We start from the raw sequence: 26142 nt of genomic DNA, 5'->3' as shown, positions 1-26142 counted from the left end.
CGGAGCGCGGGGGACGGGGGTGGGACGGGACAGGGTGGTCATCCGGCCGGTGCGCTCCCGTCGGGTCGGCCGGTGCCGTGGCTGTCGTGGGACGGCGGCACATGGGCATAGGGCTCCGCTATGGCGGCCGGATCCATATGTCCCGCACCCTCAAAAGCCGTTGACTCCTCGTGGGCCGACTCCAACTGCTGCTGGGCCTCCGCGAGTCCGATCCCGCGCTGGAAGGCGGCCATCAGTCCGGGGTCGTGGCCCGCGACGGTGTCGCCGTCCTGGCGCGGGGCGGGGCCGCCGCGGAGCTGGGGCACGAGGTGCTCCTGGGCGCGGCGGCGCGGCAGTCGGGGCTTCTCCAGGGTGCCGTGCACCGTCTCGCCGCGCGGGCTGGGCAGGATGCCCGCGTTCGCCTCGACGGCGGCCCGGTGCTCGGGACCGATACCGGGTACGGCCTGGGCGGGGGTGCGCCGGTCGTCATGGGCACCGCGCACGGGCAACGGCGCCGGCGCCTCTTCGCGCGGTCGCGGCGCGTCGACGGAGGCGTACGGCTGCTGGGGCCGGCGGTGCGGCTGCTCGTGCTCCTGCGGTCGCTGATGCTGTTGCGGCTGCTGGTGCTCGCGGGACGGCGGTGTCGGCGACGCGGCCGACAGGGCTCCGGCCTCGGCCCCCTCCCCGGCGGCGGAGCCCGGTGCCCCCGGCTCACCCGGCGCCGTACCCAACAGCGCCTGCGGGACCACGAGTACGGCCTGCACACCGCCGTAGATGTTGGTCTGGAGCCGCACGGTGATGCCGTGCCGCCGGGCGAGTTGGGAGACGACGTACAGGCCGATGCGGCCGTCGGCGAGCAGCCGCGCGACGTTCACCTGGTCGGGGTCTGCGAGCAGGTCGTTCATCCTGCTCTGCTCGCCGACGGGCATGCCGAGCCCGCGGTCCTCGACCTCCACGGCGAGCCCGGAGGTGACGAGGTTGGCGCGCAGCAGCACTTGGGTGTGCGGGGCGGAGAACACCGTGGCGTTCTCCACGAGTTCGGCGAGCAAGTGGATGAAGTCGGCGACGGCGTGCCCGCGCAGCTCGCCGTCCACGGGCGGCACCAGCTTCACCCGGGAGTACTGCTCGACCTCGGCGATGGCGGAGCGCAGCACCTCGGTCATGCTGACCGGGTTGCTCCACTGCCGCCGCGAGACGGCACCGCCGAGCACGGCGAGGTTCTCGGCGTGCCGCCGGATGCGGGTGGCGAGGTGGTCCACGTGGAAGAGGCCCTTGAGCAGGTCGGGGTCCTCGATCTCGTGCTCCAGCTCGTCGAGGATCGAGATCTCCCGGTGCACGAGGGACTGAAGCCGGCGTGCGAGGTTGACGAAGACTTCGAGTTTCTGCTCGCTGCCCGTCTGGCTGGAGAGCTGGGCGGCCTGGACGACGGCGGTGACGGCGCCGTCGTGCGCGCGGGCCAGGTCGGCGGCGAGGAGTTCGAAGTCGTCGGCGTCCTCGGGCGGGCGGCGGCGGGTCTTCCGTTGCGGCGGGGTCTGCCCCTTGCGCAGCGCGTCGACGAGTTCGTGCAGGTCGGCCTCGCCGCGGGCGGTGCCACGGCGCAGCGCGTCGATGCGGTCGCTCACCGAGCGGGCGGCGCGGTCGGCGGCCACGGCGGCGATGAGGATGCCCGCGACGGTCACCGTCACCGCTCCGGCGAGCACGGCCCACAGGGCAGGGCCGGTGCGTGCGCCGGTGGAGCGGACGCTGAACAGGACGGCCGCGCCTGCGCTGAGCGCGACGGCGACCGGCGGGAGCACGGCGAGCCGCATGAGCTGCGGCCGTATGTGCGTCTCGGGCAGTGCGGGAGCGGTTCGGGCGACCGGCCGCCCGTGTCGGCCGCCTTCTCGGCGGTCGGCTCGGGTGGCCGGTGCACGGAGCTGAGACATCTACGTCCTCGTACTGGTCCGTCGGGCCGGTTTTGTTCGCGCGGCGTACGAAGTGGTCACGCGCGGCGGACACTCACAGTAGTTGCCTGAGCATCATGTGCGGTGGGCAGTTGACAAACTCCCCCGGGGAGCATCCCGCTCTGGTATTAAGCCTCGCACTACAGACCGATAACAGCGCCGTATTGCCCGGACAAAGGAAAAGCGATTCGGTCCAACTCGATCAGAAACAGCCAGGAACGGGCGGAGGGCCGAGGCACACCACGGCGTGCGCGCCGGCCCTCGGCAGAAGCGGCGAAAGAACGGGACGAGCACCGAGCGAGCTCCGATCCGTTCTCGAACGCCCCTCCAGAATTTCCAGCCATGAAATTCCGTCGGGATCACCCTTTCTCCAGGGCACCTGAGCACCGCACGTCGCCGCCCTGGCCTCCGTCACCTTCCGTCACAGACAGCCGGCCCTCGCCCATGCGTCTGCGAGAATCGAAGGCCGTTCTCGAAGCGCCGTAGTACGCGGTGCCCGTCGCCCAACAGGAGCACGCACGGTGTCGTCACAGCACGGAGTCCCCTCTCCCACCGGCCAGGACCGCAAGGACCTGCAGGCCGACTGCGCCGACTGCTTCGGCCTGTGCTGCGCGGCCCTGCCCTTCGCCCGCTCGGCCGACTTCGCCGTCAACAAGCCCGCCGGGCAGCCGTGTTCGAACCTCCAGCCGGACTTCCGGTGTGGCATCCACGCACAGCTGCGCGACAAGGGCTACCCCGGCTGCACCGTCTTCGACTGCTTCGGCGCCGGGCAGAAGGTGTCCCAGGTCACCTTCGGCGGCACCGACTGGCGCCAGGCGCCGAAGACGGCGCGCTCCATGTTCGAGGTCTTCCCCGTCATGCGGCAGCTGCACGAGCTGCTCTGGTACGTCACCGAGGCCCTGGACCTCGGACCGGCCCGCCCCGTCCACAAGGAGCTGCGGCGGGCGCTGGCCCACATCGACAGCCTGACCCGCGGCAGCGCCGAGTCGATCACCGGGCTGGACGTGAACGCGCTGCGCGGCGAGGTCAACACGCTGCTGCTGAAGTCCAGCGAGCTCGTCCGGGCCCAGGTCCCGGGCCGCAAGAAGAACCACCGCGGAGCCGATCTGATCGGCGCGAAGCTGTCCGGCGCCGACCTCAGGGGCGCGAGCCTGCGCGGTGCCCTGCTCGTCGCCGCCGACCTCAGCGGGGCCGATCTGCGCGACGCCGACCTGATCGGGGCCGACCTGCGCGACGCCGACCTGAGCGGCGCCCGCCTGACCGGCGCCCTCTTCCTCACCCAGGCGCAGCTGAACGCCGCCAAGGGCGACGCGGCGACCGAGTTGCCTGCCGCGCTCGGCCGCCCCGCGCACTGGCGTGCATGAGTGAATCACCTACGCACCTCTGTCTATTGACTGACCATCACGTATTCGCACGGTGATACGATCACCGCGCACGTGGGCGGGCGGATGAGCTCAAGACACCTCCGACTTCGAGGGGCGGTTCGAGCGGCCTCCCGATGCGGGTGGTCCGCCGGTCCGCCCGCGTTGACGGGAATTCAGCAACTGGCCGTCGGTCGCCTGAAGAGAGTCTTATGACGGATTACGTACAGAACCCTGTGCTCTGGGCTCTGTTGGTCCTCGTTCTTGCCGCCATCGCCGTCATCGTCCGCCAGCGCAGGGCGGCTCGGAGCTTGCGACAGGAGTTCGACGGGCTCAGGACCCACTACTCCAACCTGGAGAACCACTACACACAGTCCGTGGAGGCGGCCCAGGAGCAGGCCGAGGAGGGGACGAAGACCGTCCTCAAGTCCGCCATGCGGACGCTTCAGGGCCTCGCCGCCGAGCAGCAGCTGATCATCTCCCGGCTGCAGAACAAGTACGGCGAGTCCGCCATGCTCCAGGACCTGCTCGAAATCGACCACACCAACTCGCAGTTCGGCCGGCGCGCGCAGTCGATCGCCGTCCTCTGCGACGGCTGGCTGGGCCGGCAGCGCGACGTCGCCTCGGTGTACGACGTGGTCCGCAGCGCCCAGGGCAGGATCCGTCACTTCCGGCGCGTGGAGATCCTCTCCCGGGTCGACTTCGGCATCACCAGCCGGGCCGTCGAACCGGTGGCGCTGACGCTCGCCGAGCTCCTCGACAACGCCACCAGCTACTCGAGCCCGGACACCGTCGTCGAGATCAACGCCCGGACCGTGCCCAAGGGCATCTGCATCGTCGTCGACGACGCCGGTGTCGGCATGAACGACGAGGAGCGGGCCCGGGCCGAGAAGCTCCTGTCCAGCAACCGGGTCTCGGGCGTCTCCGGGCTCGGCAACCCGCCGCAGTTCGGTTTCGCGGTGATCGGCGTGCTGTGCGAGCGCTTCGGCTTCGAAGTGTCGGTGGACTCCTCCTCCCCGTACGGAGGCGTGCGCGCCGTGGTGCTGCTGCCGCACGACCTGCTCACCGGCGTGCCGGAGCAGAAGACGCCGGCGCCGGCCGTGGCCGACACCGCCGTACCGCATCAGACCGCTGTACTGCAGCAGAGCGGACCCGAAACCGTGTCGGAGACCTCCCCGACCGCCGACGGCCTGCCGAAACGGCGCCGCAAGCGGCCGATGACCATCGTGCCGAGCAGTGCGCCGTCCGCGCAGGCTCCGGGCCGCTCCGGCGCGGAGGCGGCGGCGATCATGGGCGCCTTCCAGCGGGGCACGCGGTCCGGCCGGGCCGCGGATCCAGACGCCGTGGACCGGACAAGCAGCACACCTGGCGCAAGCAGCGAAGGACATGAGGTTTCGTGAACGACGATCTGTCATGGATGCTCGACAGCGCCCTGGAGATTCCCGGGGCCCTGCACGCTGTCCTGATATCCGCCGACGGTCTGTTGATGGCCCGGTCGAAGGACTACGACAAGGACAATGCGGACCGGGTCGCCGCCGCGATGAGCGGGGTGCAGTCGCTCAGCCGCTCGCTCGGGTTCTTCTGTGAGGACCCGCGCGCACGGTGGCGGCAGACCCTGGTCGAGTTCGACGGCGGCTGGGTCTTCCTGATCTCCGCGGGCGAGGGCGCCTACCTCGCTGTCTCCGCCGCCCCGGACGTCGACATGGCGGACATCACCTTCCGGATGCAGCAGCTCGTCGGCCAGCTCGGCAAGGTGCTGATGACGCCGCCGCGCGAGAACCTCGGCGCGCGCTCATGACCGGCCGCGACGAGTGGGCGTCCGAGTCCGCGGAATTAGTGCGACCGTACGTCATCACCAAAGGGCGCGACCTGCCCGACGAGGAGCAGCTCTCCCTGATCACGCTGGTGACGGCGGCGCCGGAGGAACGGCAGCTGCCGACCCGGCTGTCACCCGAGGAGCAGCGGCTGCTGGACATCTGCTCCGCCGGCTACCTCACGGTGGCCGAGATCGCGGGGCACACCCGGCTGCCGCTGGGCGTGGTGAAGATCGTCCTCGCCTCCCTCGCCGAAGGCGGCTACCTCATCACCCGCCCGCCGGTGGAGCGCGCCGCCCTCACCGACAAGGAGATCCTGGAGGAGGTACTCAATGGTCTCCGCGCCAAGTTTGGCTGAACAGCTCTACGTTCGCGACGGAGCGACGCAGATCCCGGTGAAGATCCTCGTCGTCGGGCACTTCGCGGTGGGCAAGACCACGTTCATCGGGTCGATCTCCGAGATCGAGCCGTTGTCGACCGAGGAGACGATGACGCGCGCCGCGGAGCACGTCGACGATCTCAAGGGGGTCCGGAGCAAGACCACCACCACGGTGGCCATGGACTTCGGACGCCTGACCATCAGCGACCGCATCGTGCTGTACCTGTTTGGGACCCCCGGCCAGAACAGGTTCGTGCAGATGTGGGAGGACCTCGCCCGCGGCGCCCTCGGGGCACTGATCCTCATCGACCCCGAGCGCCTCGCGGACTCCTTCGCGGTCATCGACCTGATCGAGCAGTACGGACTCGACTACGCCATCGCCGTCAACCGTTTCGACGGCACACCCCTGCGCGGCGAAGCGGCTCTGCGTGAGGCACTGGATCTGCTCGACGACACCCCCGTCGTCACCTGCGACGCACGCGACGAGAAGTCGTCCGCCGCAGCACTGACCACCCTCGTCCGCTTTTTGCTGGACCGTGCCCAACAGGAGCAGTAAGCCCCCATGGACGCTCAGACCCCCGCTCCGGTGCCCCCGCCCGGATGCCCTGCCCACGCCTTCGGCGGCCGGATTCCGCTGTACGGAGCGGAGTTCGCGGCTGACCCCCAGGCGTACTACGCCTATCTGCGCCACTACGGGCCGACCGCGCCCGTGGAACTCGCTCCGGGCGTGGACGCCACCCTCGTCACCGACTACCCGACCGCGCTGCAACTGCTCCAGGACAACGGCTCCTTCCGCAAGGACGCGCGTCGCTGGCGGGCCTTCACCGAAGGCCGGATTCCGCCGGACAGCCCGGTCGCACCCCTCCTTGCGTACCGTCCGAACTGCATGTTCAGTGACGGCGCCGAGCATCTGAGGCTGCGCCAGGCGATCACCGACAGCATGGCCCGCGTCGACTCGCACCAGCTGAGCCGGACCACCGAGCAGATCTCCAACTACCTCATCGCCCAGTTCGGCCCGCGCGGTTCGGCCGATCTGCTCGGCGACTACGCCAAGCAGCTGCCGCTGTTCGTGTTCAACCAGCTCTTCGGCTGCCCGGCGGACATCGGCGACCGCGTCCTGTTCGGCATCTCCGGGATGTTCGACGGCATCAACGCGGAGAAGGCCACCGAGGTGCTCTTCGGAGCCGTGGGGGAACTGGTCGCCCTCAAGCGGTCCCGGCCCGGCGACGACGTCACCTCGTGGCTGATGCAGCACCAGGCACGGCTGACGGACGAGGAGATGGTGCACCAGCTCGCGCTGCTCCTCGGCGCGGGCGCGGAGCCGCTGCGCAACCTCATCGGCAACACTCTGCACCGGCTGCTCACCGACGACCGCTACGCCGACGGGGGCGGCCTGATCGAGGAAGCCCTCGACGACACACTGTGGGACAACCCGCCCATGGCGAACTACGCGCCGCACTACCCGGCCGCCGACATGGAGTTCGCGGGGCAGAAAGTGCAGGCAGGCGAGCTCATGCTGGTCAGCTTCGCCGCGGCCAACACCGGCCCGGCGCTGGCGGCCTCGCGTCAGGCCGGCAGCAACCGGTCCCACCTGGCGTGGAGCGCGGGCCCGCACGGCTGCCCGTCCAAGGAGCCGGCGCGGCAGATCACTGTCACCGCCATCGAGAACCTGCTGAACCAGCTGCCGGACGTGGAACTCGCCGTCCCGGAGGACAGCCTGATCTGGCGCCCCGGCCCCTTCAACCGGGCCCTGGCCACTCTGCCCGCGCGTTTCACCCCCGTCCACTCGGCCCGGCGGACCGGTGTGCAGGCCACTCCGGAGGCGCCGGTGCGTCAGGAACATCCGGGCGAGGCCGCCAAGGCCGAAGGCAAGGGACTCTGGAGCCAGTTCCTGAACTGGCTGACGAAATAGCCCGCCCGCGCACTCAGCCCCCAGGAACGGTTGACGACCAGCACAGGTGCGCGTGAAGCCCATGCCATCGTGAAGTGATCCACACATCATCCGCCACTTCCTCACCACTGCATGACGGTTCTACCGCGGGGGTACTGATCCCCGCGGTATCCGTGTTGCGTACGAGGAAAAGGAGTTGTTGTGGACCACATATCCACCGGGCAGGTATCTTCCTGCGCCCCCCTGATCGCGGCGGGGGGCCGGTGACCGGCTCGCTCTTCGACGCCCCGCGGCATCCGGGAGCCGGTACGCTCGGCGGATTCACGGCGGACCAGCTGCTGCGCCTGTGCGAGGTCGTGGGGCTGGGTCCGGCCGACGCGGAGACGTACGCGCACACCCTGGTCGCGACGCTGGGTCCCGCCGCCGAACGGCCGCTTGACCTGCCGCCTCCCACCCCTAGCTTCCTCTCCGACGACCATACGCCGGTGGAGTTCTCCCTCTCCTTCACCGTCGGCAAGCCCCCGGCGCTGCGCGTGCTGCTGGAACCGGGCTGTGGCGCGGCCAGCCTGGCGGAGAACGGACGAGTCGGCCTGGACGTCCTCCGCGCGATGGCCCGGCGCTGGCACTTCTCCACCGACCGGCTGGACGAACTGGCGGATCTCTTCTTCCCGTCCACGCCCCACGGCACCTTCGCGCTGTGGTGCGCGCTGGAGTTGCGGCCCGGCGGCGTACCCAAGGTCAAGGTGTATCTGAATCCGGCCGCGTCAGGGGCGGAACGTTCCGCCGAGACGGTACGGCAGGCGCTGCGCCGGCTCGGCCACCGGCGGGCGTACGCGGCGCTGCCGGAGGCCGACGGCTGTCCGTTCCTCGCCCTGGACCTGGGCGACTGGGCGGTGCCACGGGTGAAGGTGTACCTCCGGCACCTCGGCCTGTCTGCCGCCGAGGCGGGCGGCCTGTCCCGGATGGGCCCGGGCCCCGGAAAGAGCGAGATCCGTGAGTTCTTCCGCATCGCCTCCGGGTACGTTGACGCCGACGACGAGCGGGGCCTGCCGCTCGACCGACGGCCGGGCCTGACCTGCCATGCCCTGACCGAGACCGGCCCGCCCAGCGGCTTCACCGTCCACATCCCGGTGCGCGACTACGCCCGCCACGACGGGGAAGCCCTCGAACGCGCCGGGACCCTGCTCCGTCACTACGGCATGGACACCACCCCGCTCCTCGGGGCCCTGTCCGCCCTCACCACGCGGCGGCTGTCGGACGGCGTGGGCCTCATCGCCTACTTGGCGCTGGCCCATCAGCAAGGCTGTCCGCCGCGGGTGACCGCCTACGTCTCCTCGGAGGCGTACGCCGTCAGGCCGCCGGCCGCCGTGCCGGCCCTCGGGCTCGCAGCAGCGCACTAGCCGCTTACCGGCCGCGGCCCGTGAGCAGGAGGCTCCTGGTGGACGTCCACCAGGAGCTTCCTGTAGGCCGACAGGGCCTAAGCGTCCTGCAGCTCCCGCATCTCCCGCAGATAGGGGCCGACGTCGACCTGGATGGACGTGCCGCCCTCCGCCGTGCCGTACCGTCCGGCGATGCCGTTCAGGTACGCGGCGATCTCCTCGCGCATGACGTCCGTGGACGGCAGGACGGCCTCGCCGGCAACGATCCGGGCGACCCAGCTCGACTGGGCCTCCACGAGGCGGGTGATCGAGCCCATCGGGCGGACCAGGCCGATGAAGTGCAGGCCGGGATGATCGGGGGCGACGACCCGTCGGTACAGCTCGACCGCTCCCCGCGGCCCGGCCGGACACCCGGCGGGCAGGAACGGGAAGGACATGCGGTAGCCGGTGCAGTAGACGATCGCGTCGGCCTCCTCCGACGTCCCGTCGGTGAAGACGACCCGTCGTCCGTCGAGGAAGTCGATCGCCGGCCTGGGGTGCACGGCGCCGTGGCGTATTCGGCTGAGGAGTTCGTCCGAGATGGTGACCGGAGAGGAGAAGAGCGGATGGTCGGGCTCGGGCAGGCCGTAGTCGGCGAGTCTGCCCCGGGCGACGAGCAGGGCCTGCTCGCAAAAGCGGATCTGCTCGGCGAACGACATGCTGGTGAACCAGGGCGCTTCGGCCATCTCGTCGACCGACATGCCGTAGAGCTGCTTGGGAACGATGTGCAGTCCCCGGCGCACCGAGAGCACGGTCCGCGCAGCGTGCCGGGAGAGGTCCGCGGCGATGTCCACCGCGGACGCGCCGAGGCCCACGACGACGACTCGCTGCCCGCTGAAGTCGCTGCCGTCGCGGTAGTCGAGCGCGTGCAGAATCGTGCCGGTGAACGCGTCGGAACCCGGCGGCGCCGGTTTCGGCAGCGCCGGCTCCGTGTTGTGGCCGGAGGCGACGACCACATGCGCGAAACGCCGGGACGTCATCGCCCCGCCCGCGTCCCGGCTGACGACCGTCCATGACAGGTCGGGCTCCTGACGCACCGAGACCACTTCTGTGCCGAGCTCGATGCGGTCCAGCACCCCGGCCCACTCCGCGAAGGACCGCAGATAGGCGGCGACGTCGCTGTGCCGGGGGTAAAGGGGAAAGGCGTCGGGCATCGGGAAGCCTCTGTAACCCGTGAGGTGCTTCGCGGTGTTCAGATGCAGCGACAGATAGCCGGGCCCGGTCTCTCCGGCCTGCGGCTGACGCCAGATTCCTCCGACGTCCACCGCCCGCTCCAGACAGACGAACTCGATCCCGCTTTCCGCGAGAGCGTGCGCAGCCGCCAGTCCCGACAGGCCCGCACCGATCACGCACACACTCAACGTTGCCCCCACACCACAGAAACCCTCCGTTCTGAACAGTCCTTGACTTCCCAGCCGGCCCACGCCTCACACCAGCAACACGGACTCAGGGCACGGATCACATCGACGGGGACACGGTGCGCCACCAGGGGTCCATGGGCAGCTGCCCGGCCGGCTCGAAGGGCTCGCGGGCGACTGATGTCGCAGCGCCGACGGCTCGCCGGGCTGCAGTTGCGTCCTGACCGCGGGCACCGCACGCTGCCCGTATGTACCAGACTTCGGATGCCGGCGTACTGCCCGTTCTGGTGACGGGCGCGGCGGGCAGTGTCGGCGCCGTCGGGCGGTCCGTGGTCGAAGGCCTCCGGCAGCGGGGCCTGCCCGTCCGGGCCATGGTGCGGCGCGATGACGAGCGGGCGCAGGCGCTGCGCGCGACCGGTGCCGAGGTCGTCGTCGGAGACCTGACGCGTGCGGGCGACATCGCCGACGCCCTGACCGGCTGCGGACGCATGTACTTCGGGATGGGCGTGTCGGCGCAGTATCTGGAGGCTGCTGCGACGGCGGCGGCCGTAGCGCGCGCGTGCGGGCGCCTGGAAGCGTTCGTGAACATGTCGCAGCTGACGGTCTCCGAGATGGACCTCACCAGCACCTCCGAGTCGGTGCAGCAGCGGGAGCAGTGGCTGGTCGAGCAGGTCCTCGACTGGTCAGGCCTGCCCGTCGTCCAGATCAGGCCCACCGTGTTCATGGAGAACCCGCTCTTCCGCGTCGGCTTCTCCTCGATCGCAAGCGACGGCACCATCAGACTGCCCTTCGGTCAGGCGAAGACCTCCCCGGTGGCGGCCGGCGACGTCGCCGCGGTCGTGGAGGAGATCCTGGCCGACCCGGCCCCGCACATCGGCCGGATCTACGAGCTGACCGGCCCCCGCTCGGAGGACATCGCCGCCATGGCCGCGGAGGTCTCCACAGCTCTTGGCCGACCGGTCAGCTACACCGACGTCCCACTGCAGGAATGGATCGACGACGATCTCAGGCCGCTGGGGCTGCCGGAGCACGTCTTCCAGCACATCTCCACCATGGCTCGCCTTCATGCGGAGAATCGCTATGACCGCAAGGCGGACGGGGTCGAGCAGGTCACCGGGCGGCCTCCTTCGGGGGTGGCGGATTACGTCCGCAAGAACCCCGGCCTGTTCACCCGCTGAACTTCCCACGCCGGAGCCGCCCGGAAAGGACCCGGCCCATGAGTGACGAACCACCCATCCGGACGTGCGGGTCCGCGAGATCGAACCGTGGCGCGAGGCCGGGCAGACCTGGCGGCGCGCCGCCGAGTCTTCCGCCGCAACCCCGACAACAGCGTCAACCTCAACCTCCCTTCCATCACGCCCGACATCCACGACGTCGAACTCGTCCGCTCTGACGACGAACAGGCACAGCCATGACCGTGGACACCGCCGTCATCGACCACCCCGCCCGGCGGCTCGTTGTGGCGCTCCCCCATCGCCGAACGCATGTTCCGCCACGACCCGTCGGTCATGCTGCACGCACCACTGCGGACCCTGCTCTACGCCGACCCCGACGGCGACACCAAACTCGCCGTCGACCAGCCCAGCCTGCTGTTCGCCAGCTACGGCAACCCGCGGATCGCCGACGTCGGCCGCGAACTCGACGCCCTCCTGGCCCAGCTGATCACTCTCCTCGGCGGAGACGTACCTCCCCAACTGTGACTCCGGATCGACAGACTCCAGCCTCAGACTTGAGCCATGCCGCCGTCGACGCTCAGGTCCATGCCTGCGCAGAAGCTGCTCTCGTCGGATGCCAGGAAGAGGGCGGCCTCGGCGACTTCCCCGGGGCGTCCCAGGCGTCCGAGGGGGATGACCGATGCGAAGGCAGCTCTGATCGCGTCCGCGCCTTCCTTGGAGTCTGCTTGGCTGTCCATGATCGGGGTGTCGATCGGACCGGGGCTGAGGGTGTTGACCCGGATGCCGCGGTCCCCCAGCTCCTTGGTCCACGTGCGGGCGTAGGAGTGCTCGGCGGCTTTGGTGGCGCTGTACGTGGTGTACCCGGCGACGCCGGTGTAGGCGGCGATCGATCCGACGAGGATGATCGAGCCGCCGTCTTTCATCAGGGGCAGCGCTCCTTGGGCGGTGAAGAGGGTGCCGCGGGCGTTGAGGTCGAAGGTACGGGCGAAGCTCTCCTCGGTGATCTGGCCGAACTCCTGCGGTTCGGCCAGACCCGAGTTGGCGACGACGACGTCGATCTTCCCCTTCTCCCTCTCGATGGCCTGGCAGAGCCGGCCGAGGTCGGCGGGGACAGTGACGTCGCCCTGAACTGCGGTGACGTTCCTACCGATCTCGTCCTTCGCCTTGTCCAGTTCGGGCCGGCGCCGCCCGGTGATGAACACGTAGGCACCTTCCTCCACGAACCTCTGCGCGATCGCGAATCCGATACCGCTGCTGCCGCCGGTGACGAGGGCAACCTTGCCGTCCAGTCTGTTCATGACTGTGACCATTCACGTGTGAGTCGTGGGAGATCCGGTATCCGCTCCCCGCTGTACCGCCGCGGGATGGCGGTGTGGTCGTCGAACGCGCGCGCAGACGGCAGTGCGCCGAGGATGGCAGTGTGCCGACAAGGATTCTGCTCGAAGGACGCCCGGGCGTGGGCAAGACGACCGCCATGCGGCGGCTCGCGGTGCTGCTGCGCAATCGCGAGGCGGTCGGCTTCACCACGGAGGAGATCCGGGAGGCCGGCGCCCGGGTCGGTTTCGCCCTGGAGACACTGACGGGCCGGCGGGCGGTCCTCGCCCACACGGACTTCCCGGGCCCGACTCGTGTCGGGCGGTACGGGGTCGACCTGAGCGTCATGGAACGGCTGGCCGTCCCCTCGATCCAGCCGATGGCGGCACCCGGGCGGCTCGTTCTCATCGACGAACTCGGCCGGATGGAGCTGGCCTGCACCCCGTTCCGGGACGCGGTCCAGGCGTTGTTCGACTCGGACGCGGACATCGTCGCCACGGTTCACGCGCACCGCGACCCCTTCACCGACGCCCTCGGACGGCGGCCCGACGTCGAGGTCGTCCACCTCACCCCGGCCAACCGGGACAACCTGCCCGAGGCACTCGCGGCCCGGCTGGAACGCAGGCCCTCATGAACCGTCCTGGGCCTGAAAACCGGCTCCCACGCCCTCTGGAGGCAGGGTTCACAGCCCGTGCCGGTCGAGGATGCTCATCAGCTTGCGCCTCCGCTTCAGCTCCGCCCGCAGGGCAACGAGGTAGGCGGTGAACTCGGCCTCGGTGCCCAGCGCCTGGTGGCAGTCACGGGCGTTGAGCAGCAACTGCGCCATGCGGTCGTAGACGCGGTCCCCGGTCGGCTCCTTCAGCGGTTCGATCAATCGCAGGTACACCGCGAGTGCATCGGCCGGGCGCCTCTCGCGCGAGAGGTCGGCGAGCCGCTGCCACTGCCGGTCGTCGGCACGGTCGGCCGCCTCCCGCCAGGCGGCATCCAGATCGCCGTCATCCAGCAGCGCGTCAATCAGCACAGCGCCGCGGTACCAGCCGCCGCGCTCCCCGCGGGCGTCGTGCCGCAGGGCCGCGAGCGCCGCCTCCCGCTCCGTCTCCCAGCAGCCTGCGTCCCGCGCGACGCTGCGCAGCTGCTGGTAGGCGGCGAGCGAGCGCTCCGCCCGGAAGCGGTCCCGGCGGACCGCGACCGCGTCGGCCGTCCGGCCCGCCCGCACGTAGCGGGCGCACACGTAGTCGGCCAGACGGCCGTCGACGTGAGCCTCGGACACGGTGTCCCGCAGCCCGCGCTCCGCCCACGCCAGCGCCTCGTCCTCGCGACCCGCAGCGTCCAGCTCCTCGGCGATGCGCAGATGCGTGGCGCCGGACGGAATCAAGTCCTTCGCATACAGAGCGACCAGCGCGTCCACATCGCCCTCCGCCCTGACCAGGCGCTCCATCAGATACCGCTCCGCCCAGCCGTGCGGGCTGCGCCGCCGCGCCTCGGCCGCCAGCTGCCGCATGCGGGCCAGCCCGGCCGGCCCCAGGACACGGGCGTAGTCGAGCGGATCGAGGTCCGTCGCGTCATTCCAGTCGCCGAGCACATGGCCGACCAGCCACTCGGCCAGCCGCCCGGGATCCGGCCGCGCCGTTCGGCACGCCTCCAGGTGGGCCTCGGCCACCACGGCAACGGCCTGCCCGACCACGCCGTCCGAGTCGTCGATCTCCGCGTAGGCCTCGCCGAGCGCCCGGATCGCCTCCTCGGCCAGGCCGACCGCCCGCGCCGCCTGCCCACCGGCGGTCAGGGCGCGCAGTGCGTCCGCCGCCTCCGCGACCTGCCGCGCGTACCCGGGGGCATCGGCGTACTCGACGTACCCGTACCGGGCGAACCGCCGCGGATCGATCAGCGCCATAAGGCGCTCCCGGACCGTGTCGAGGTCAGAGCGCGCGGCTGCGGCCCGCAGCTCCAGCCTCCGCCTCAGCTCCCGGTCACCAGCGACCAGTTCCCGCACCAGCGCGAGGAGTTCGGCTTGGGTCAGCGCCGTGAGCCAGATCTCAAAGCCGGCGGCTCGCATCCGGGCGGCGGCCCGCTGACGCGGAATCGCCTCCGACTGCCGCAGCACGGTCAGACCCACCGCCACGCAGTGCTTGCAGAAGTTGCCCTCCTGCCCGTACGGGCAGTCGCACCACCCGGAGACTCCGACGCCCTCGCCGAGGGTGAGCTGCACCTCGTAGACACCTGTGCCGTGTACGACGGCGGTGACCGACCCGTCGCCCACCTCCAGGCCACTCACCGCGTCCAGATACCCCAGCCCTCGATCGAAGGACCGAGCCCCGGCCAGGGCCCGCAGATCGTCCTCGCCGAAACCCACTGCTTTCCATGCCACACCGGCATTCAACCGCTCCCGCAGAGTGGCGGGTGCGAGATCCGCCGACCTCACCAGAAACGCCGGAGTGCTACATCGCGCGGTCGCGCTCTGCACCGGGACACCGGCTCAACATCTCTGTGATCCGGCCGATTTCATGCTCGCTCGATGTCACACCTCGCCTGCGAAGTCGAGATCGTCCTCTCGGGCCTCGGCAGCAGCCTGTACGGGCTGGGGCCGAAGCCACGGGCGGGCGACGGACGGGGACGCGGCGCGCCACCAGGGGGCCGTGGGCAGCTGCCCGGCCGGCTCGAAGGGCTCGCCGGGCCGGGGCAGCGCCACCGCCTGGCCGGCCGCCTCCGCGGCGTCCTTGGTCCACTCCCCCGGCTCGGCCCAGGCGTGCGGGGCGAGGTTGAAGGTGCCCCAGTGGATGGGCAGCAGCGCGCCGTGCGGGGCTCCGCCCTGGAGGTCGAGGTGGGCGCGCAGGCCCTCCTCCGGGGTCATGTGGATGTCGGGCCAGAAGTCGCTGTACGCCCCGATCTGGATCATCGTGGCGTCGAACGGACCGTGCGCGGCGCCGATGTCCCGGAAGCCGTCGAAGTACCCGGTGTCGCCGCTGTGGTAGATCCGGTGCTCGTCACCGGCCACGGCCCAGGACGCCCAGAGGGTGTGCTGGGTGTTGCGCAGGCCGCGTCCGCAGAAGTGGCGGGCCGGGGCCGCGGTGAGGGTGAGGCCGCCGACCCGGGTCGACTCGTGCCAGTCCAGTTCGCGCAGCCGGTCCGCCGAAACGCCCCAGTGCTCCAGGTGCGCACCGACCCCGAGCGGCACGGCGAACACGGTGTCGGTACCGGCCAGCTCCTTGATCGTGGGCATGTCCAGGTGGTCGTAGTGGTCGTGCGAGATGACGACGACGTCGACCGGGCCGAGCGCGGCCAGCGGCAGCGGCACCGGGTGCAGCCGCTTGGGCCCGGCGAACGGGAACGGGGAGCAGCGCTCACCCCATACGGGGTCGAACAGGACGCGGTGGCCGTCGATCTCCGCGAGCACGCTGGAGTGGCCCATCCAGGTCACCCGCAGCCCCGTGGCGGGCGGCTTGGCGAGGTCGGCGAGGGTCGTGGGGTGCACCGGGACGGTCCCCTTGGGGGCGCGCAGGGGCCGCGTGTCCTTGTCGAAGAAGACCTTCGCGAACTCCAGCATGGAGCCGGAGGGCCGGGTGCGGGCGAGGCCGCCCGGGTTCTGGAAGACGCCGTCCTTGAAGTGGGGGGAGCGGCGGATGCGCGCCAGGCGTTCCCCGCCGGGGTCCGCGCCGAAGGCCGCGGGCCGCAGCATGCTGAGCCCGGGGCTCTGGGAACGCAAACCGGTCACGGTACCTCCAGGTGGCGTCGCTCGGGTGGAGTCGCTGAGGCCCTCCATTATGGTCGGCCCCTCCGACAGACCGGGGGCCCCGGGGGTCGGTACGGTTCCGCGGGGCCCTACCGGATATCCGTTCAGCACATCGAGAAGGCGAAGCGGACCCGGGATACCGACTCTCGGTTCAGGAGCTGCTGCGGGACGCGGTGCGCTGGTACGCGCCCACGGGCCAGGCCAAGGGCTGGCGGCGGCGCGGCGGGCGGGAGCACACCGCACTCGAAGGTTCGCGGCCCGCACACGTGGAAGTGCCCTGTGCCGAAGCACCCGCCGCCGACTCACGTGGTTGCACCCCGCGCCGAGAGGCCTCACGGCCCCGCGCGCACGGCCGCGCCCCGCACCGAAAAGCTCTCGGTACGGGGCACGGGCCCCCGCCGTCGGCTCAGGCCACCGAAGCGATCCGGGTCTTGATGTCGTCCGGCGACAGCGTGCCCTTCGCCGTGACGTGGTCGCCGGAGGATTCGCCGCGCAGACGGCGGCCGATCCACGGGACGAGGTACTCGCGGGCCCAGTGGACGTCGTCGCGGCGGATGTCGAGCGTGCCGCGGGGCGGGAGCGGCGGCCAGGGCTGCTCCGGGTCGGCGGGGACGTCGAGGCCGAGAGACTGGCCGGCGCGCAGCGCCACCCGTGTGTGCCCCTCCGGAGAGAGGTGGAGCCGGTCGTCGTCCCAGGCCCGGCGGTCCTGGACGGACTTGAGGGACCACAGGTCGATCACGGGGCAGCCGTACCGGTCGGCGATGGCACGGACGTGCCCGTTGTAGGTGGCGATCTTGCCCCGCAGGTGCTTGAGCAAGGGAACGCCACGCGTGTCGAAGCCGGTCGTCACCAGCACCGTGCCCGCGGCCTCCGCGAGCCGGGCCACGGCCCGCTCGAACCGCTCGGCCACCTCGTCCGGGTCGGTGCCGGGCCGGATGATGTCATTGCCGCCCGCGCAGAAGGAGACGAGGTCCGGGGCCAGTTCCACGGCCTTCGGGAGCTGGTCGGCCACGATCTGGTCGAGCAGTTTTCCGCGCACAGCAAGGTTCGTGTACGCGAAGTCGCCCTCGGGCTGCCGGTCGGCGAGCAGGACCGCGAACCGGTCGGCCCAGCCGACGAACGCCCCGTCCGGGCCGGGGTCGCCGACGCCCTCGGTGAAGCTGTCCCCCACCGCCACGTACGACCCGATCACTGATCTTTTGTCATTCTTCGAATCGTCTGCCACGTCGGACCATGATTCCCCTTGGGATGTGACCTACGCGACCGTAGGCGGGGGTTGACGAACGGTGAGATGAGCCACGCTCATATCGTTGTCCGATCCGGAATACAACGCCTGTCCACGGTGTTGAAAGTGCGATCTACCGGATGCGGCGCAGACGGACAACCGTCGCATCCAGGTCGCCCCGCAGTCCGGTGCGCAGCCCGTGATGCAGGAGCACCGCACCTCGGTGCACTTCGCCCGTTTCACAGCATTCATACGACGCCGTCGGATCCAGCCCGCGCAGCCGCACCGTCGGTACGGGTTCGCCGTAGCTCTGCGCCCGGAGGCAGGCGAGGACCACGGCCTCGTCGCCGAGGACGTACTGGACGGCACTGAGACCGCCCGTCGGGGGCCGCAGCCGGTAGAGGTCGCCACGCTGGACCAGCGGGCGGATCTCCTTGTAGAGGGCCACCCACTTCCCGGCCTCGGCCAGCTCCTCCTCCGTCCACTCGGTGAGGTCGCCGCCGACGCCGAGGACGCCGGCCATCGAGCTGACAAAACGGAACCGCAGCGGACTGACACGCCCGTTGAGCTGGGTGTTCGGGCTGTCGGTGACCCAGGCGGCCATCACACGCGCGGGGTGGATCTGGCTGAAGCCGTGCTGGATGGCGAGGCGGTCGACGGGGTCGGTGTTGTCGGAGGTCCACACCTGGTCGGTACGGCTGATCACCCCGAGGTCGATCCGGCCGCCGCCGCCCGAGCAGGACTCGAAGGCGACCCCGGGGTGGGCCGCGCGCAGCCGGTCCAGCAGGGCATACAGGGCGCGGACATGGTCGACCCACAGGCGCTGCGGGTACGGCTCCCCGAGCCAGCCCGCGTCGGTGAAGCAGCGGTTGAAGTCCCACTTCACGTAGTCGACGGGGGCGCTGGACAGGACGGCGTCCAGCTGCCCCCAGAGATAGTCCCGGACGTCCTCGCGGGCCAGGTTGAGCACGAGCTGGTTGCGAAATTCCGTCCGCTTTCGTCCCGGTTGGTACTGCACCCAGTCGGGGTGGGCGCGGTACAGCTCGCTGTCCGGGTTGACCATCTCGGGCTCGACCCAGATGCCGAACTGCATACCGAGGCCGTGCACCTGGTCGGCGAGGGGCTTGAGGCCCTGCGGGAACCGGTCGGGGTTGGGCGTCCAGTCGCCGAGTCCGGCGCGGTCACTGGTGCGGGCGCCGAACCAGCCGTCGTCGACGACGAACAGCTCGACGCCGATCGCGGCGGCCCGCCGGGCGAGGGCGGCCTGCTGCTCCTCGGAGATGTCGAAGTTCGTCGCCTCCCAGGAGTTGAAGAGCACCGGCCGGTCCCGGTCCGCGTCCGGGACCACGTACGCGCGCTGGTACGCGTGCCAGGCGCGGCTCGCGCTGCCGAAGCCGCCGTCGGACCAGAGGCCCGCGAAGACCGGGCTCGTGTACGACTCCGCCGCCTCCAGCATCAGCAGGCCCGAGTCGTCGTGGCCGGCGCCGCCGGTGATCTGCACACGCGCGTCGGGGAGTTGGGCGACCGCGATGCGCCAGGTGCCGGACCAGGCGAGCGCGCAGCCGTAGACCTCGCCATGCTCCTCGCCGGCGTCGGTGTCGAGCGCGACCCAGGGCAGGTGCTGGTGGCCGGTGTGGCCGCGCCGGCTGCCGATGACCTTCTCGCCGTAGGTGAGGGGGGCGGCGGTGAGCCGGGACTCGGCGGCCCAGCGGCCGTGCAGCTGGGACAGCCGCCAGCCCTCGCGGTCCGGCAGGGTCCAGGTGGCCGCGTCGGCGCGCAGCAGCTCCACGCGCGCGTGCCCGCCGTTCGCCACGGTCACCCAGCGCTCCACGACGTCCCCGCGCATCCGGTAGTGCAGGGTGACGGCCAGGCCGTCGTCCTCGAAGCGGAGCCGCAGCTCGGTGCCTTCTCCGTCGCCTTCGGTGTCGTACGACACATAGCGCCACTCGGTGCCGCGCCGCTCCTCGGTGCGCACGGACAGGGCGGGGCGGACGAAGCGGGGGCCGCCCTCGACGGGGTACTCCTCGCGGCCGTCGAGCGGGGACTCGAAGGGCCGGTAGCCGGGCAGCGGGTCGGCCGCCAGGGCCTCGGCGTCCACGAGGGCGATCCGTGGCCCCCAGTGGAGGTGCAGGAGTTCGTCCCGCGGCGTGAGATGCAGGGCATAGCTGCTGGTCGGCCCCGACAGGAGCCACGTACGTCCGTCTTCGGCGATATCCACTATCGAGACCTCACAGGTGTCAACAGTTCCGCTCAAGTGCCAACATCATCACGGGCCGCGACCCCCGCTGGCAATGCCTGTGGATAACTGAATGCCCGAGGAAACCGATGTCGTATCGTCGTCAGAGCGCCCGTCGACGAACAGCGGCGGCGGGGCCGACCGGGAGGAGCCCCCGTGACCCAGCAGGTCCCGTCGACCGAGCCCGAACTGGCCGGGATTCGCAACTTCCGTGACGTGGGTGGACTGCCGACCGTGGACGGTCGCCGGGTGCGGCAGGGAGTGCTGTTCCGCAGCGGGCACCTCGCCCACGCGACCGACGAGGACGCGGCCTTCCTCTCCTCCCTGGGCCTGCACACGATCTTCGACTTCCGCAACGCGGCCGACCAGAAGCTGGAGGGCCCGGACGTCGAGCTGCCCGGCGTGCGGAACGTGAACCTGCCGCTGAGCGACCCGGCGGACGGCGCCGAGTTCTGGAAGATGGTCCGCGACGGCGACATCGAGCAACTGCGCGGCATCCTCGGCGAGGGCAAGGCGGCGGGCCGGATGATCGCCTCCTACCGGATGATCGTGAGGGACCGCACCGCCGAGCACTCCCGGGTGCTGCACGCGATCGCCGAGGACAGCGTGCCCGCGCTGATGCACTGCGCGGCGGGCAAGGACCGCGCGGGTATCTCCATAGCCGTCACGCTCCTCGCCGTGGGCGTGGAGCGCGAGGCGATCGTCACCGACTACCTGGAGTCCAACGCCAAGCACCGCCGCTACAAGGTGCGGCGCAACGGGGATGCCACGACGGCGTACACCCCCGAGGTGATGGAGCTGCTCAGCCCGCTCTTCGACGCGCGGGCCGAGTACCTGGCGGCGGCCTTCGAGAGCATCGACGAGGCCTGGGGCGGCGTCGACACCTACCTGGAGCGGGGCCTCGGCCTCACGCCCGAGACGCGTGAGCGGCTGCGCGAGCGCCTGCTGGACTGACGGACGGACCGACGGTCCCGCCCCCGCCTAGCCCTTGCCGCCGACCGCGAACAGCAGGTAGAGGAAGGCGGCGAAGATGTGGCCGACGGCGATGTAGATGATCAGCCGCACCCACAGGGCGCGGGGGAACTTTTCCTCAAGGTTGGTCATGGCAGCTCTCCGGTCGACGGGCCCAGGCACAGGGTGGCTGTGGGGCTCTGCAGCAGGGTGTGGAGGAACAGCAGCTCGACGCCGTCCGGGTCCGCGGCGGCGAGCCGGTGCGGGGTGAGCGAGTCGAAGTGCGCGCTGTCGCCGGGCGCGAGCAGGTGCACGGTGTCGCCGAGGCGCAACCGCAGCCGCCCCTTGAGGACGTACAGCCATTCCTCGCCGGGGTGGACGCGCACGATGTCGCCCTGCGTGCCGTACGGCACGCGCACGCGCAGGGCCTGCATGCCCCGGCCGGGCGCCCCGGCCTGGAAGTACGTCCAGCCGCCCGCCGGGGTCGGCTCCATGTCCGCGGCGCGCACGATCGCGTCCCGGTCGGCGACCGTCTCCCCGAGCAGCTCGGAGACGGTCGTACCGTAGATACGGGCGAGCGCGAGCAGCATCGGCAGCGAGGGCTGGCGCTGCCCGGTCTCCAGCCGGGAGAGGTGGGCGGGCGAGAGCCCGGCGGAGGAGGCGGCGGCCTCCAGGGTGAGGCCGGCGCGCCGGCGCAGGGCACGCAGCTGCGGCGCCACGGCGGGCAGGTCGTTGCCCTGGCCCGGCGGTGGCACGGCGTCTGAGGCGTTCATGCCTCCATTGAGCCGCAGTATTGCCTCACTGGCAATTTTCTTGCCTCAGAGGCAAAAACTGACCGGCACAGCTCAGCGGCCGGTGTCAGCGGTTGGCCACCGCCTGCTTGATCAGGGTCTTGCCGAAGTCCCACAGCAGCCCGCCGCCACTGTGCGCGTCGTCCATGACCTGGGTGAAGGCGTCTACGAACCGGTTCACGTCCGCCTCGTCCACGACCAGCGGCGGAATCAGCTTGATCACCTCCAGGTGGTCGCCGGAGACCTGGGTGAGGATCCGGTGGCGTTGCAGCAGCGGGACGACGACCATCTGCGCGAACAGGCCCTTGCGGGCGGCCTGGAGCATGGTCCAGCGGCTGCGCAGCTTGAGCGAGGAGGGCCTGCCGAACTCGATGCCGATCATCAGGCCCCGGCCTCGCACATCCGCGAGCAGCTCGTACTTGTCGATCAGCGCGGTCAGGCGGGATTTCAGCAGCTCGCCGGTCGTCCGCACCCCGGCGACGATCTCCTCGTTCTCCATCACCGACAGGACGGCCAGGCCGGCGGCCATCGCCTGCGCGTTGGACCCGAAGCTCGCCGAGTGGACGAGGACGCGGTCCATGGACGAGTAGACCTTCTTGAAGATCCAGTCCTTGCCGAGCGTGGCGCCCACGGGGACGTAGCCGCCGGAGAGCGCCTTGGCCACGCACACCAGGTCCGGTTCGACGCCTTCCTCGTGCTGGTAGGCGTAGAAGTCACCGGTGCGGCCGAGGCCGGTCTGCACCTCGTCGGCGATGAGCAGCGCCTTGTGCTTGTGCAGCAGCTCCTGCGCGGCCCGCAGCCAGCCGGGCGGTGCCTCGTGCACACCCTTGCCCTGGATCGGCTCCACGATCAGGGCGGCCACGTCGCCCTTCTTCAGCTCCCTGGCCAGGGCGTCGAGATCGCCGAGCGGTACGGCGGTGTCGGGCAGCAGCGGGGCGAAGCCGTCCCGGAAGCCGTCCTCGCCGTTGACCGACAGGGAGCCCGTGGTCAGGCCGTGGAAGGCGTGGTCGCAGTACAGGACGCGCGGCTTGCCGGTGGCGTACCGGGCGAACTTCAGGGCGGTCTCGACGGCCTCCGTGCCGCTGTTGCCGAAGAACACCCGGTCCAGGTGCGGACTGTGGGCCAGCAGCCGCTCGGCGAGCAGGCCGGGCAGCGGCTGGCAGTCGAAGCGGGTCAGGTCGGCGAGGGAGGCGTCGAGGACGTCGTGCAGCGCCTTGCGGACGACCGGGTGGTGCCGGCCGAGGCCCATCACCCCGAACCCGGCGAGCATGTCCAGGTAGTCGTTGCCCTCGGCGTCGTAGAAGTGGGCGCCCTCCGCCCGCTCGTAGACCTTGTCGAAGCCGATGGTGTGCAGCATGCGAGGGAGCTGCGGGTTGAGGTATCTCGCATGCAGCTCGTAGCGCTCGGCTCCGCGCTCGGCGAGGAGGGCGCCGAGGTCGAACTCCGTGGTCATTCAGCTGTCTCCTTGACTGTGCCGTTGCCGTCGACGCGCCTGACGGCCAGGCTCGCGCCGATCCGTCCGGCGATCTCGACGGGCGTGAGGCCGATGTCGGCCAGTACCTCGCTGCGTTTGGCGTGCGCGAGGAACTGCTCCGGGATGCCGAACCGCCGTACCGGCACGTCCACGTCGGCGTCGCCGAGGGCCAGCGCCACGGCCGAACCGACGCCGCCCGCACGGCTGTTGTCCTCCACGACGGCCACCAGCCGGTGTCCGGCGGCCAGGCCCGGCAGCGCGGAGTCGACGGGCTTGACCCAACGGGGGTCCACGACCGTGCAGTTGATCCCCCGCGCCGCCAGCAGCTCGGCGGCCTGGAGGCACACCGGCGCCATCACGCCTACGGCCACCAGGAGCACGTCGGGGTGCTCGGCGCGGTGCAGGACGTCCATGCCACCGACCTGGCCGACCGCGGGGATCTGCGGGCCGGCGGACTCCTTCGGGAAGCGGACCAGGGTGGGCGCGTCGTCCACGGCGACGGCCTCGCGCAACTGGGCGCGCAGCTGGTCGGGGTCGCGCGGGGCGGCGATGCGCAGGCCCGGTACGACCTGGAGGACGGACAGGTCCCACATGCCGTTGTGGGAAGCCCCGTCCACACCGGTCACGCCGGCCCGGTCGAGGACGAAGGTGACCCCGCAGCGGTGCAGGGCCACGTCCATCAGGAGCTGGTCGAAGGCGCGGTTGAGGAAGGTGGCGTAGACGGCGACGACCGGGTGCAGCCCGCCGGTGGCGAGTCCGGCCGCGGAGACCGTCGCGTGCTGCTCGGCGATGCCCACGTCCCACACCCGGCCGGGGAAGCGTTCGGCGAACCTGCCGAGGCCCACCGGGTGCAGCATGGCCGCCGTGATGGCGACGACGTCCTCGCGTTCCTCCCCGATCCGCACCATCTCCTCACCGAACACCGAGGTCCAGGAAGGCCCGTTGGAAGGAGCGATCGGTTCGCAGGTCAGCGGGTCCATCACGCCGACGGTGTGGAAGTGGTCCTCCTCGTGGGCGAGGGCGGGCTCGTAGCCGCGGCCCTTGAGCGTGAGGCAGTGGACCAGGACCGGGCCGTGGAACCGCTTGGCGCGGCGCAGCGCCGACTCGACGGCCTTGATGTCGTGCCCGTCGATCGGGCCGACGTACTTCAGGCCCAGGTCCTCGAACATGCCCTGCGGGGCGAAGGCGTCCTTGAAGCCCTTCTTCGCGCCGTGCAGGGACTCGTAGACGGTGGTGCCGACGACGGGCGTGCGCAGCAGGACGTCCTTGCCCCAGGCGAGGACCTTCTCGTAGCTGTCGGTCGTACGCAGGGTCGCGAGGTGGTTGGCGAGGCCGCCGATGGTCGGGGCGTAGGACCGCTCGTTGTCGTTGACGACGATGATCAGCGGCCGGTTCTTGGCCGCCGCGATGTTGTTCAGGGCCTCCCAGGCCATGCCGCCGGTCAGCGCGCCGTCGCCGATGACCGCGACGACGTGGCCCTTCTCCCCCTGCACCTGATGGGCCTTGGCAAGGCCGTCGGCCCAGCCGAGCGCCGTGGAGGCGTGGCTGTTCTCGATGACGTCGTGCTCGGACTCCTCGCGCGAGGGATAGCCGGACAGACCGCCCTTGCCGCGCAGCTTGGAGAAGTCCTGACGGCCCGTCAGCAGCTTGTGGACATAGCTCTGGTGGCCGGTGTCCCACAGGATGCGGTCCACCGGTGACTCGAAGACCCGGTGGAGCGCGATGGAGAGTTCCACCACCCCCAGATTGGGCCCGAGGTGACCGCCGGTCCTGGCCACCGCCTGCACCAGGAACTCCCTGATTTCGTCGGACAGTTCGCGAAGTTCCGCCTCGGACAGCGCCTTCAGGTCGCGTGGTCCCCGGATGTTCTCCAGAATCGTCACGCTCGGGCCCCCTCTCGGTCCGTGCCTTGCCTCAACTCACTTGGGGCTCAATCCGCTTGGGCATCGACTCACCAACCAGCACCGGAGCTCCGCCCCCGACCGCCACCGGCCCGGCCCGGATCCGCCGCGAGACGCGTCGCGGCGCGATGGGCCGGGCCGGCACCCCGGGGAGTCCCGAGGGAACGGCGGTCATGACCTCAGTCCCGGCTCCCGGAGACGGTCTCGCGCATCGCCCGCAGCGACTCCTTCAGAGAGCCCATGGTGGCGAGGACGGCGGTGGGTTCGTAGCCGCAGTGCGCCATGCAGTTGGCGCAGCGCGGGTCCTTGCCGCGGCCGTACTTGTCCCAGTCGGTCTTCTCGATGAGTTCGCGGTACGTCGGCACGTACCCGTCGCTCATCAGGTAGCAGGGGCGCTGCCAGCCGAAGAGCGAGTAGTTCGGGATCGCCCAGGCGGTGCACGGGAAATCGATCCTGCCCTCCAGGAAGTCCAGGAAGAGCGGGGAGTGGTTGAGCCGCCAGCGCGCCCGGTTGCCGCCCGCGAAGGCCTTCTTGAACAGCTCCCGGGTCTGCTCGACGCCGAGGAAGTGCTCCTGGTCGGGTGCCTTCTCGTAGGCGTAGGCGGGCGAGATCATCATCTCGTCGACCTTCAGCTCGTCATTGAGGAAGTTGAGCACCTCGACGACCGTCTGCGGGGTGTCGGTGTTGAAGAAGGTCGAGTTGGTGGTCACCCGGAAGCCGCGCCGCTTGGCCTCCTTGATGGCCTCCACGGCCTCGTCGAACACACCCTCCTTCGCCACGGACTCGTCGTGCCGCTCGCGCAGCCCGTCGATGTGCACCGCGAAGGCGAAGTACGGGGAGGGCTTGAACTTGTCCATCTTCTTGCGCAGCAGCATGGCGTTGGTGCACAGGAAGACGTACTTCCTGCGCTCCACCAACTGGCGCACGATCTCGTCGATCTGAGGATGCATCAGCGGTTCGCCGCCGGCGATGGACACCATCGGCGCACCGGACTCCAGCACTGCGCCCACGGCCTGGGCCACCGGCATGCGCTGCTTGAGCACCCCTGCCGGATGCTGGATCTTGCCGCAGCCCTCGCACTTCAGGTTGCAGGCGAAAAGCGGCTCCAGCTCCACGATCAGCGGGAACTTGTCCCGCCTGCGGAGCTTCTGTTCAACCAGGTATGCAGCGACCTTGATGGACTGACGCAACGGCATGGCCATCTG

At 70.6% G+C, this 26142-nt stretch carries 24 protein-coding genes and 1 pseudogene; 12 read left to right on the top strand and 13 right to left on the bottom strand.

Annotated elements, in window-relative coordinates; all coding sequences use genetic code 11:
* Positions 1 to 38: 38 nt before the first annotated feature.
* A complete protein-coding gene (locus tag ACWD35_RS29735) occupies positions 39 to 1904 on the bottom strand; it encodes a sensor histidine kinase (RefSeq protein ID WP_451354403.1) in 1866 nt (621 codons plus the stop codon).
* A 539-nt stretch (positions 1905 to 2443) separates the two neighbouring features.
* Here ACWD35_RS29735 and ACWD35_RS29730 point away from each other — a divergent pair.
* The 7 genes from ACWD35_RS29730 (at position 2444) to ACWD35_RS29700 (ending at position 8767) form a co-directional block, all read left to right on the top strand.
* On the top strand, positions 2444 to 3286 hold the full coding sequence (locus ACWD35_RS29730) for a pentapeptide repeat-containing protein (RefSeq protein WP_451354402.1): 843 nt from the start codon (positions 2444 to 2446) through the stop codon (positions 3284 to 3286).
* Between the two features lie 209 nt (positions 3287 to 3495).
* Positions 3496 to 4683 (top strand): ATP-binding protein, encoded by a 1188-nt coding sequence (locus ACWD35_RS29725; protein ID WP_451354401.1) that lies wholly within the window; start codon positions 3496 to 3498, stop codon positions 4681 to 4683.
* Complete coding sequence (locus tag ACWD35_RS29720; RefSeq protein ID WP_451354400.1) at positions 4680 to 5081, top strand: roadblock/LC7 domain-containing protein; 402 nt, start codon at positions 4680 to 4682, stop codon at positions 5079 to 5081. The genes ACWD35_RS29725 and ACWD35_RS29720 overlap by 4 nt, the downstream gene beginning before the upstream one ends.
* On the top strand, positions 5078 to 5455 hold the full coding sequence (locus ACWD35_RS29715; protein WP_451354399.1) for a DUF742 domain-containing protein: 378 nt from the start codon (positions 5078 to 5080) through the stop codon (positions 5453 to 5455). The genes ACWD35_RS29720 and ACWD35_RS29715 overlap by 4 nt, the downstream gene beginning before the upstream one ends.
* Positions 5430 to 6032 (top strand): GTP-binding protein, encoded by a 603-nt coding sequence (locus tag ACWD35_RS29710; RefSeq protein ID WP_451354398.1) that lies wholly within the window; start codon positions 5430 to 5432, stop codon positions 6030 to 6032. Before ACWD35_RS29715 ends, ACWD35_RS29710 begins: the two co-directional genes overlap by 26 nt.
* 6 nt (positions 6033 to 6038) lie before the next feature.
* Positions 6039 to 7388 carry a cytochrome P450 gene (locus tag ACWD35_RS29705; RefSeq protein WP_451354397.1) on the top strand — a complete coding sequence of 450 codons (1350 nt, stop codon included), beginning with the start codon at positions 6039 to 6041 and terminating at the stop codon, positions 7386 to 7388.
* A 242-nt stretch (positions 7389 to 7630) separates the two neighbouring features.
* A complete protein-coding gene (locus ACWD35_RS29700) occupies positions 7631 to 8767 on the top strand; it encodes a tryptophan dimethylallyltransferase family protein (RefSeq protein ID WP_451354396.1) in 1137 nt (378 codons plus the stop codon).
* Between the two features lie 77 nt (positions 8768 to 8844).
* Here ACWD35_RS29700 and ACWD35_RS29695 read toward each other — a convergent pair whose 3' ends face one another.
* Positions 8845 to 10146 (bottom strand): flavin-containing monooxygenase, encoded by a 1302-nt coding sequence (locus ACWD35_RS29695; protein WP_451354395.1) that lies wholly within the window; start codon positions 10144 to 10146, stop codon positions 8845 to 8847.
* A 245-nt stretch (positions 10147 to 10391) separates the two neighbouring features.
* Between ACWD35_RS29695 and ACWD35_RS29690 the strand changes: the two genes are divergently transcribed.
* The 3 genes from ACWD35_RS29690 to ACWD35_RS29680 all read left to right on the top strand — a co-directional run bounded on the left by ACWD35_RS29690 (position 10392) and on the right by ACWD35_RS29680 (position 11843).
* Positions 10392 to 11321 carry an NmrA family NAD(P)-binding protein gene (locus tag ACWD35_RS29690; protein WP_451354394.1) on the top strand — a complete coding sequence of 310 codons (930 nt, stop codon included), beginning with the start codon at positions 10392 to 10394 and terminating at the stop codon, positions 11319 to 11321.
* An 87-nt stretch (positions 11322 to 11408) separates the two neighbouring features.
* Positions 11409 to 11558: a hypothetical protein gene (locus ACWD35_RS29685; RefSeq protein ID WP_451354393.1), complete on the top strand. Its 150-nt coding sequence runs from the start codon at positions 11409 to 11411 to the stop codon at positions 11556 to 11558.
* Positions 11559 to 11627: 69 nt separating this feature from the next.
* Positions 11628 to 11843: a hypothetical protein gene (locus tag ACWD35_RS29680; RefSeq protein ID WP_451354392.1), complete on the top strand. Its 216-nt coding sequence runs from the start codon at positions 11628 to 11630 to the stop codon at positions 11841 to 11843.
* 23 nt (positions 11844 to 11866) lie between these two features.
* Here the strand turns inward: ACWD35_RS29680 and ACWD35_RS29675 are convergent, their stop codons facing one another.
* Entirely contained in the window at positions 11867 to 12616 is a 750-nt protein-coding gene (locus tag ACWD35_RS29675; protein ID WP_451354391.1) for an SDR family NAD(P)-dependent oxidoreductase, read from the bottom strand.
* A 74-nt stretch (positions 12617 to 12690) separates the two neighbouring features.
* Between ACWD35_RS29675 and ACWD35_RS29670 the strand changes: the two genes are divergently transcribed.
* On the top strand, positions 12691 to 13266 hold the full coding sequence (locus ACWD35_RS29670) for an NTPase (protein ID WP_451354390.1): 576 nt from the start codon (positions 12691 to 12693) through the stop codon (positions 13264 to 13266).
* A 48-nt stretch (positions 13267 to 13314) separates the two neighbouring features.
* Here the strand turns inward: ACWD35_RS29670 and ACWD35_RS29665 are convergent, their stop codons facing one another.
* From ACWD35_RS29665 to ACWD35_RS29650, 4 genes are all read right to left on the bottom strand, one after another.
* Positions 13315 to 14997, bottom strand: coding sequence for an SWIM zinc finger family protein (locus ACWD35_RS29665; RefSeq protein WP_451354389.1), 1683 nt, complete (start codon positions 14995 to 14997; stop codon positions 13315 to 13317).
* 150 nt (positions 14998 to 15147) lie between these two features.
* Positions 15148 to 16341, bottom strand: a complete 1194-nt coding sequence (locus ACWD35_RS29660) for an MBL fold metallo-hydrolase (RefSeq protein WP_451354388.1) — start codon at positions 16339 to 16341, stop codon at positions 15148 to 15150.
* Between the two features lie 424 nt (positions 16342 to 16765).
* Positions 16766 to 17551, bottom strand: coding sequence for an SGNH/GDSL hydrolase family protein (locus ACWD35_RS29655; protein WP_451354387.1), 786 nt, complete (start codon positions 17549 to 17551; stop codon positions 16766 to 16768).
* A 166-nt stretch (positions 17552 to 17717) separates the two neighbouring features.
* Positions 17718 to 19805, bottom strand: coding sequence for an alpha-galactosidase (locus tag ACWD35_RS29650; protein ID WP_451354428.1), 2088 nt, complete (start codon positions 19803 to 19805; stop codon positions 17718 to 17720).
* A gap of 171 nt (positions 19806 to 19976) precedes the next feature.
* Between ACWD35_RS29650 and ACWD35_RS29645 the strand changes: the two genes are divergently transcribed.
* Positions 19977 to 20774: a tyrosine-protein phosphatase gene (locus tag ACWD35_RS29645; RefSeq protein WP_451354386.1), complete on the top strand. Its 798-nt coding sequence runs from the start codon at positions 19977 to 19979 to the stop codon at positions 20772 to 20774.
* A 27-nt stretch (positions 20775 to 20801) separates the two neighbouring features.
* Here ACWD35_RS29645 and ACWD35_RS29640 read toward each other — a convergent pair whose 3' ends face one another.
* The 6 genes and pseudogenes from ACWD35_RS29640 to hpnH form a co-directional block, all read right to left on the bottom strand.
* Entirely contained in the window at positions 20802 to 20924 is a 123-nt protein-coding gene (locus tag ACWD35_RS29640; protein WP_451354385.1) for a DUF6126 family protein, read from the bottom strand.
* Positions 20921 to 21544, bottom strand: coding sequence for a helix-turn-helix domain-containing protein (locus ACWD35_RS29635; protein WP_451354384.1), 624 nt, complete (start codon positions 21542 to 21544; stop codon positions 20921 to 20923). Before ACWD35_RS29635 ends, ACWD35_RS29640 begins: the two co-directional genes overlap by 4 nt.
* Positions 21545 to 21629: 85 nt before the next feature.
* On the bottom strand, positions 21630 to 23015 hold the full coding sequence (locus ACWD35_RS29630; RefSeq protein WP_451354383.1) for an aspartate aminotransferase family protein: 1386 nt from the start codon (positions 23013 to 23015) through the stop codon (positions 21630 to 21632).
* Positions 23012 to 24919, bottom strand: a complete 1908-nt coding sequence (dxs, locus tag ACWD35_RS29625) for a 1-deoxy-D-xylulose-5-phosphate synthase (protein ID WP_451354382.1) — start codon at positions 24917 to 24919, stop codon at positions 23012 to 23014. Before dxs ends, ACWD35_RS29630 begins: the two co-directional genes overlap by 4 nt.
* Before the next feature lie 73 nt (positions 24920 to 24992).
* A pseudogene (locus ACWD35_RS29620) lies at positions 24993 to 25112 on the bottom strand (flavodoxin-dependent (E)-4-hydroxy-3-methylbut-2-enyl-diphosphate synthase); the annotation flags it as partial.
* 4 nt (positions 25113 to 25116) lie between these two features.
* Entirely contained in the window at positions 25117 to 26139 is a 1023-nt protein-coding gene (gene hpnH, locus ACWD35_RS29615) for an adenosyl-hopene transferase HpnH (protein WP_451354381.1), read from the bottom strand.
* Between the last annotated feature and the right edge of the window lie 3 nt (positions 26140 to 26142).

The sequence above is a fragment of the Streptomyces sp. NPDC002671 genome, assembly GCF_053592475.1.
This window is presented reverse-complemented; position numbering and strand designations above follow the sequence as displayed.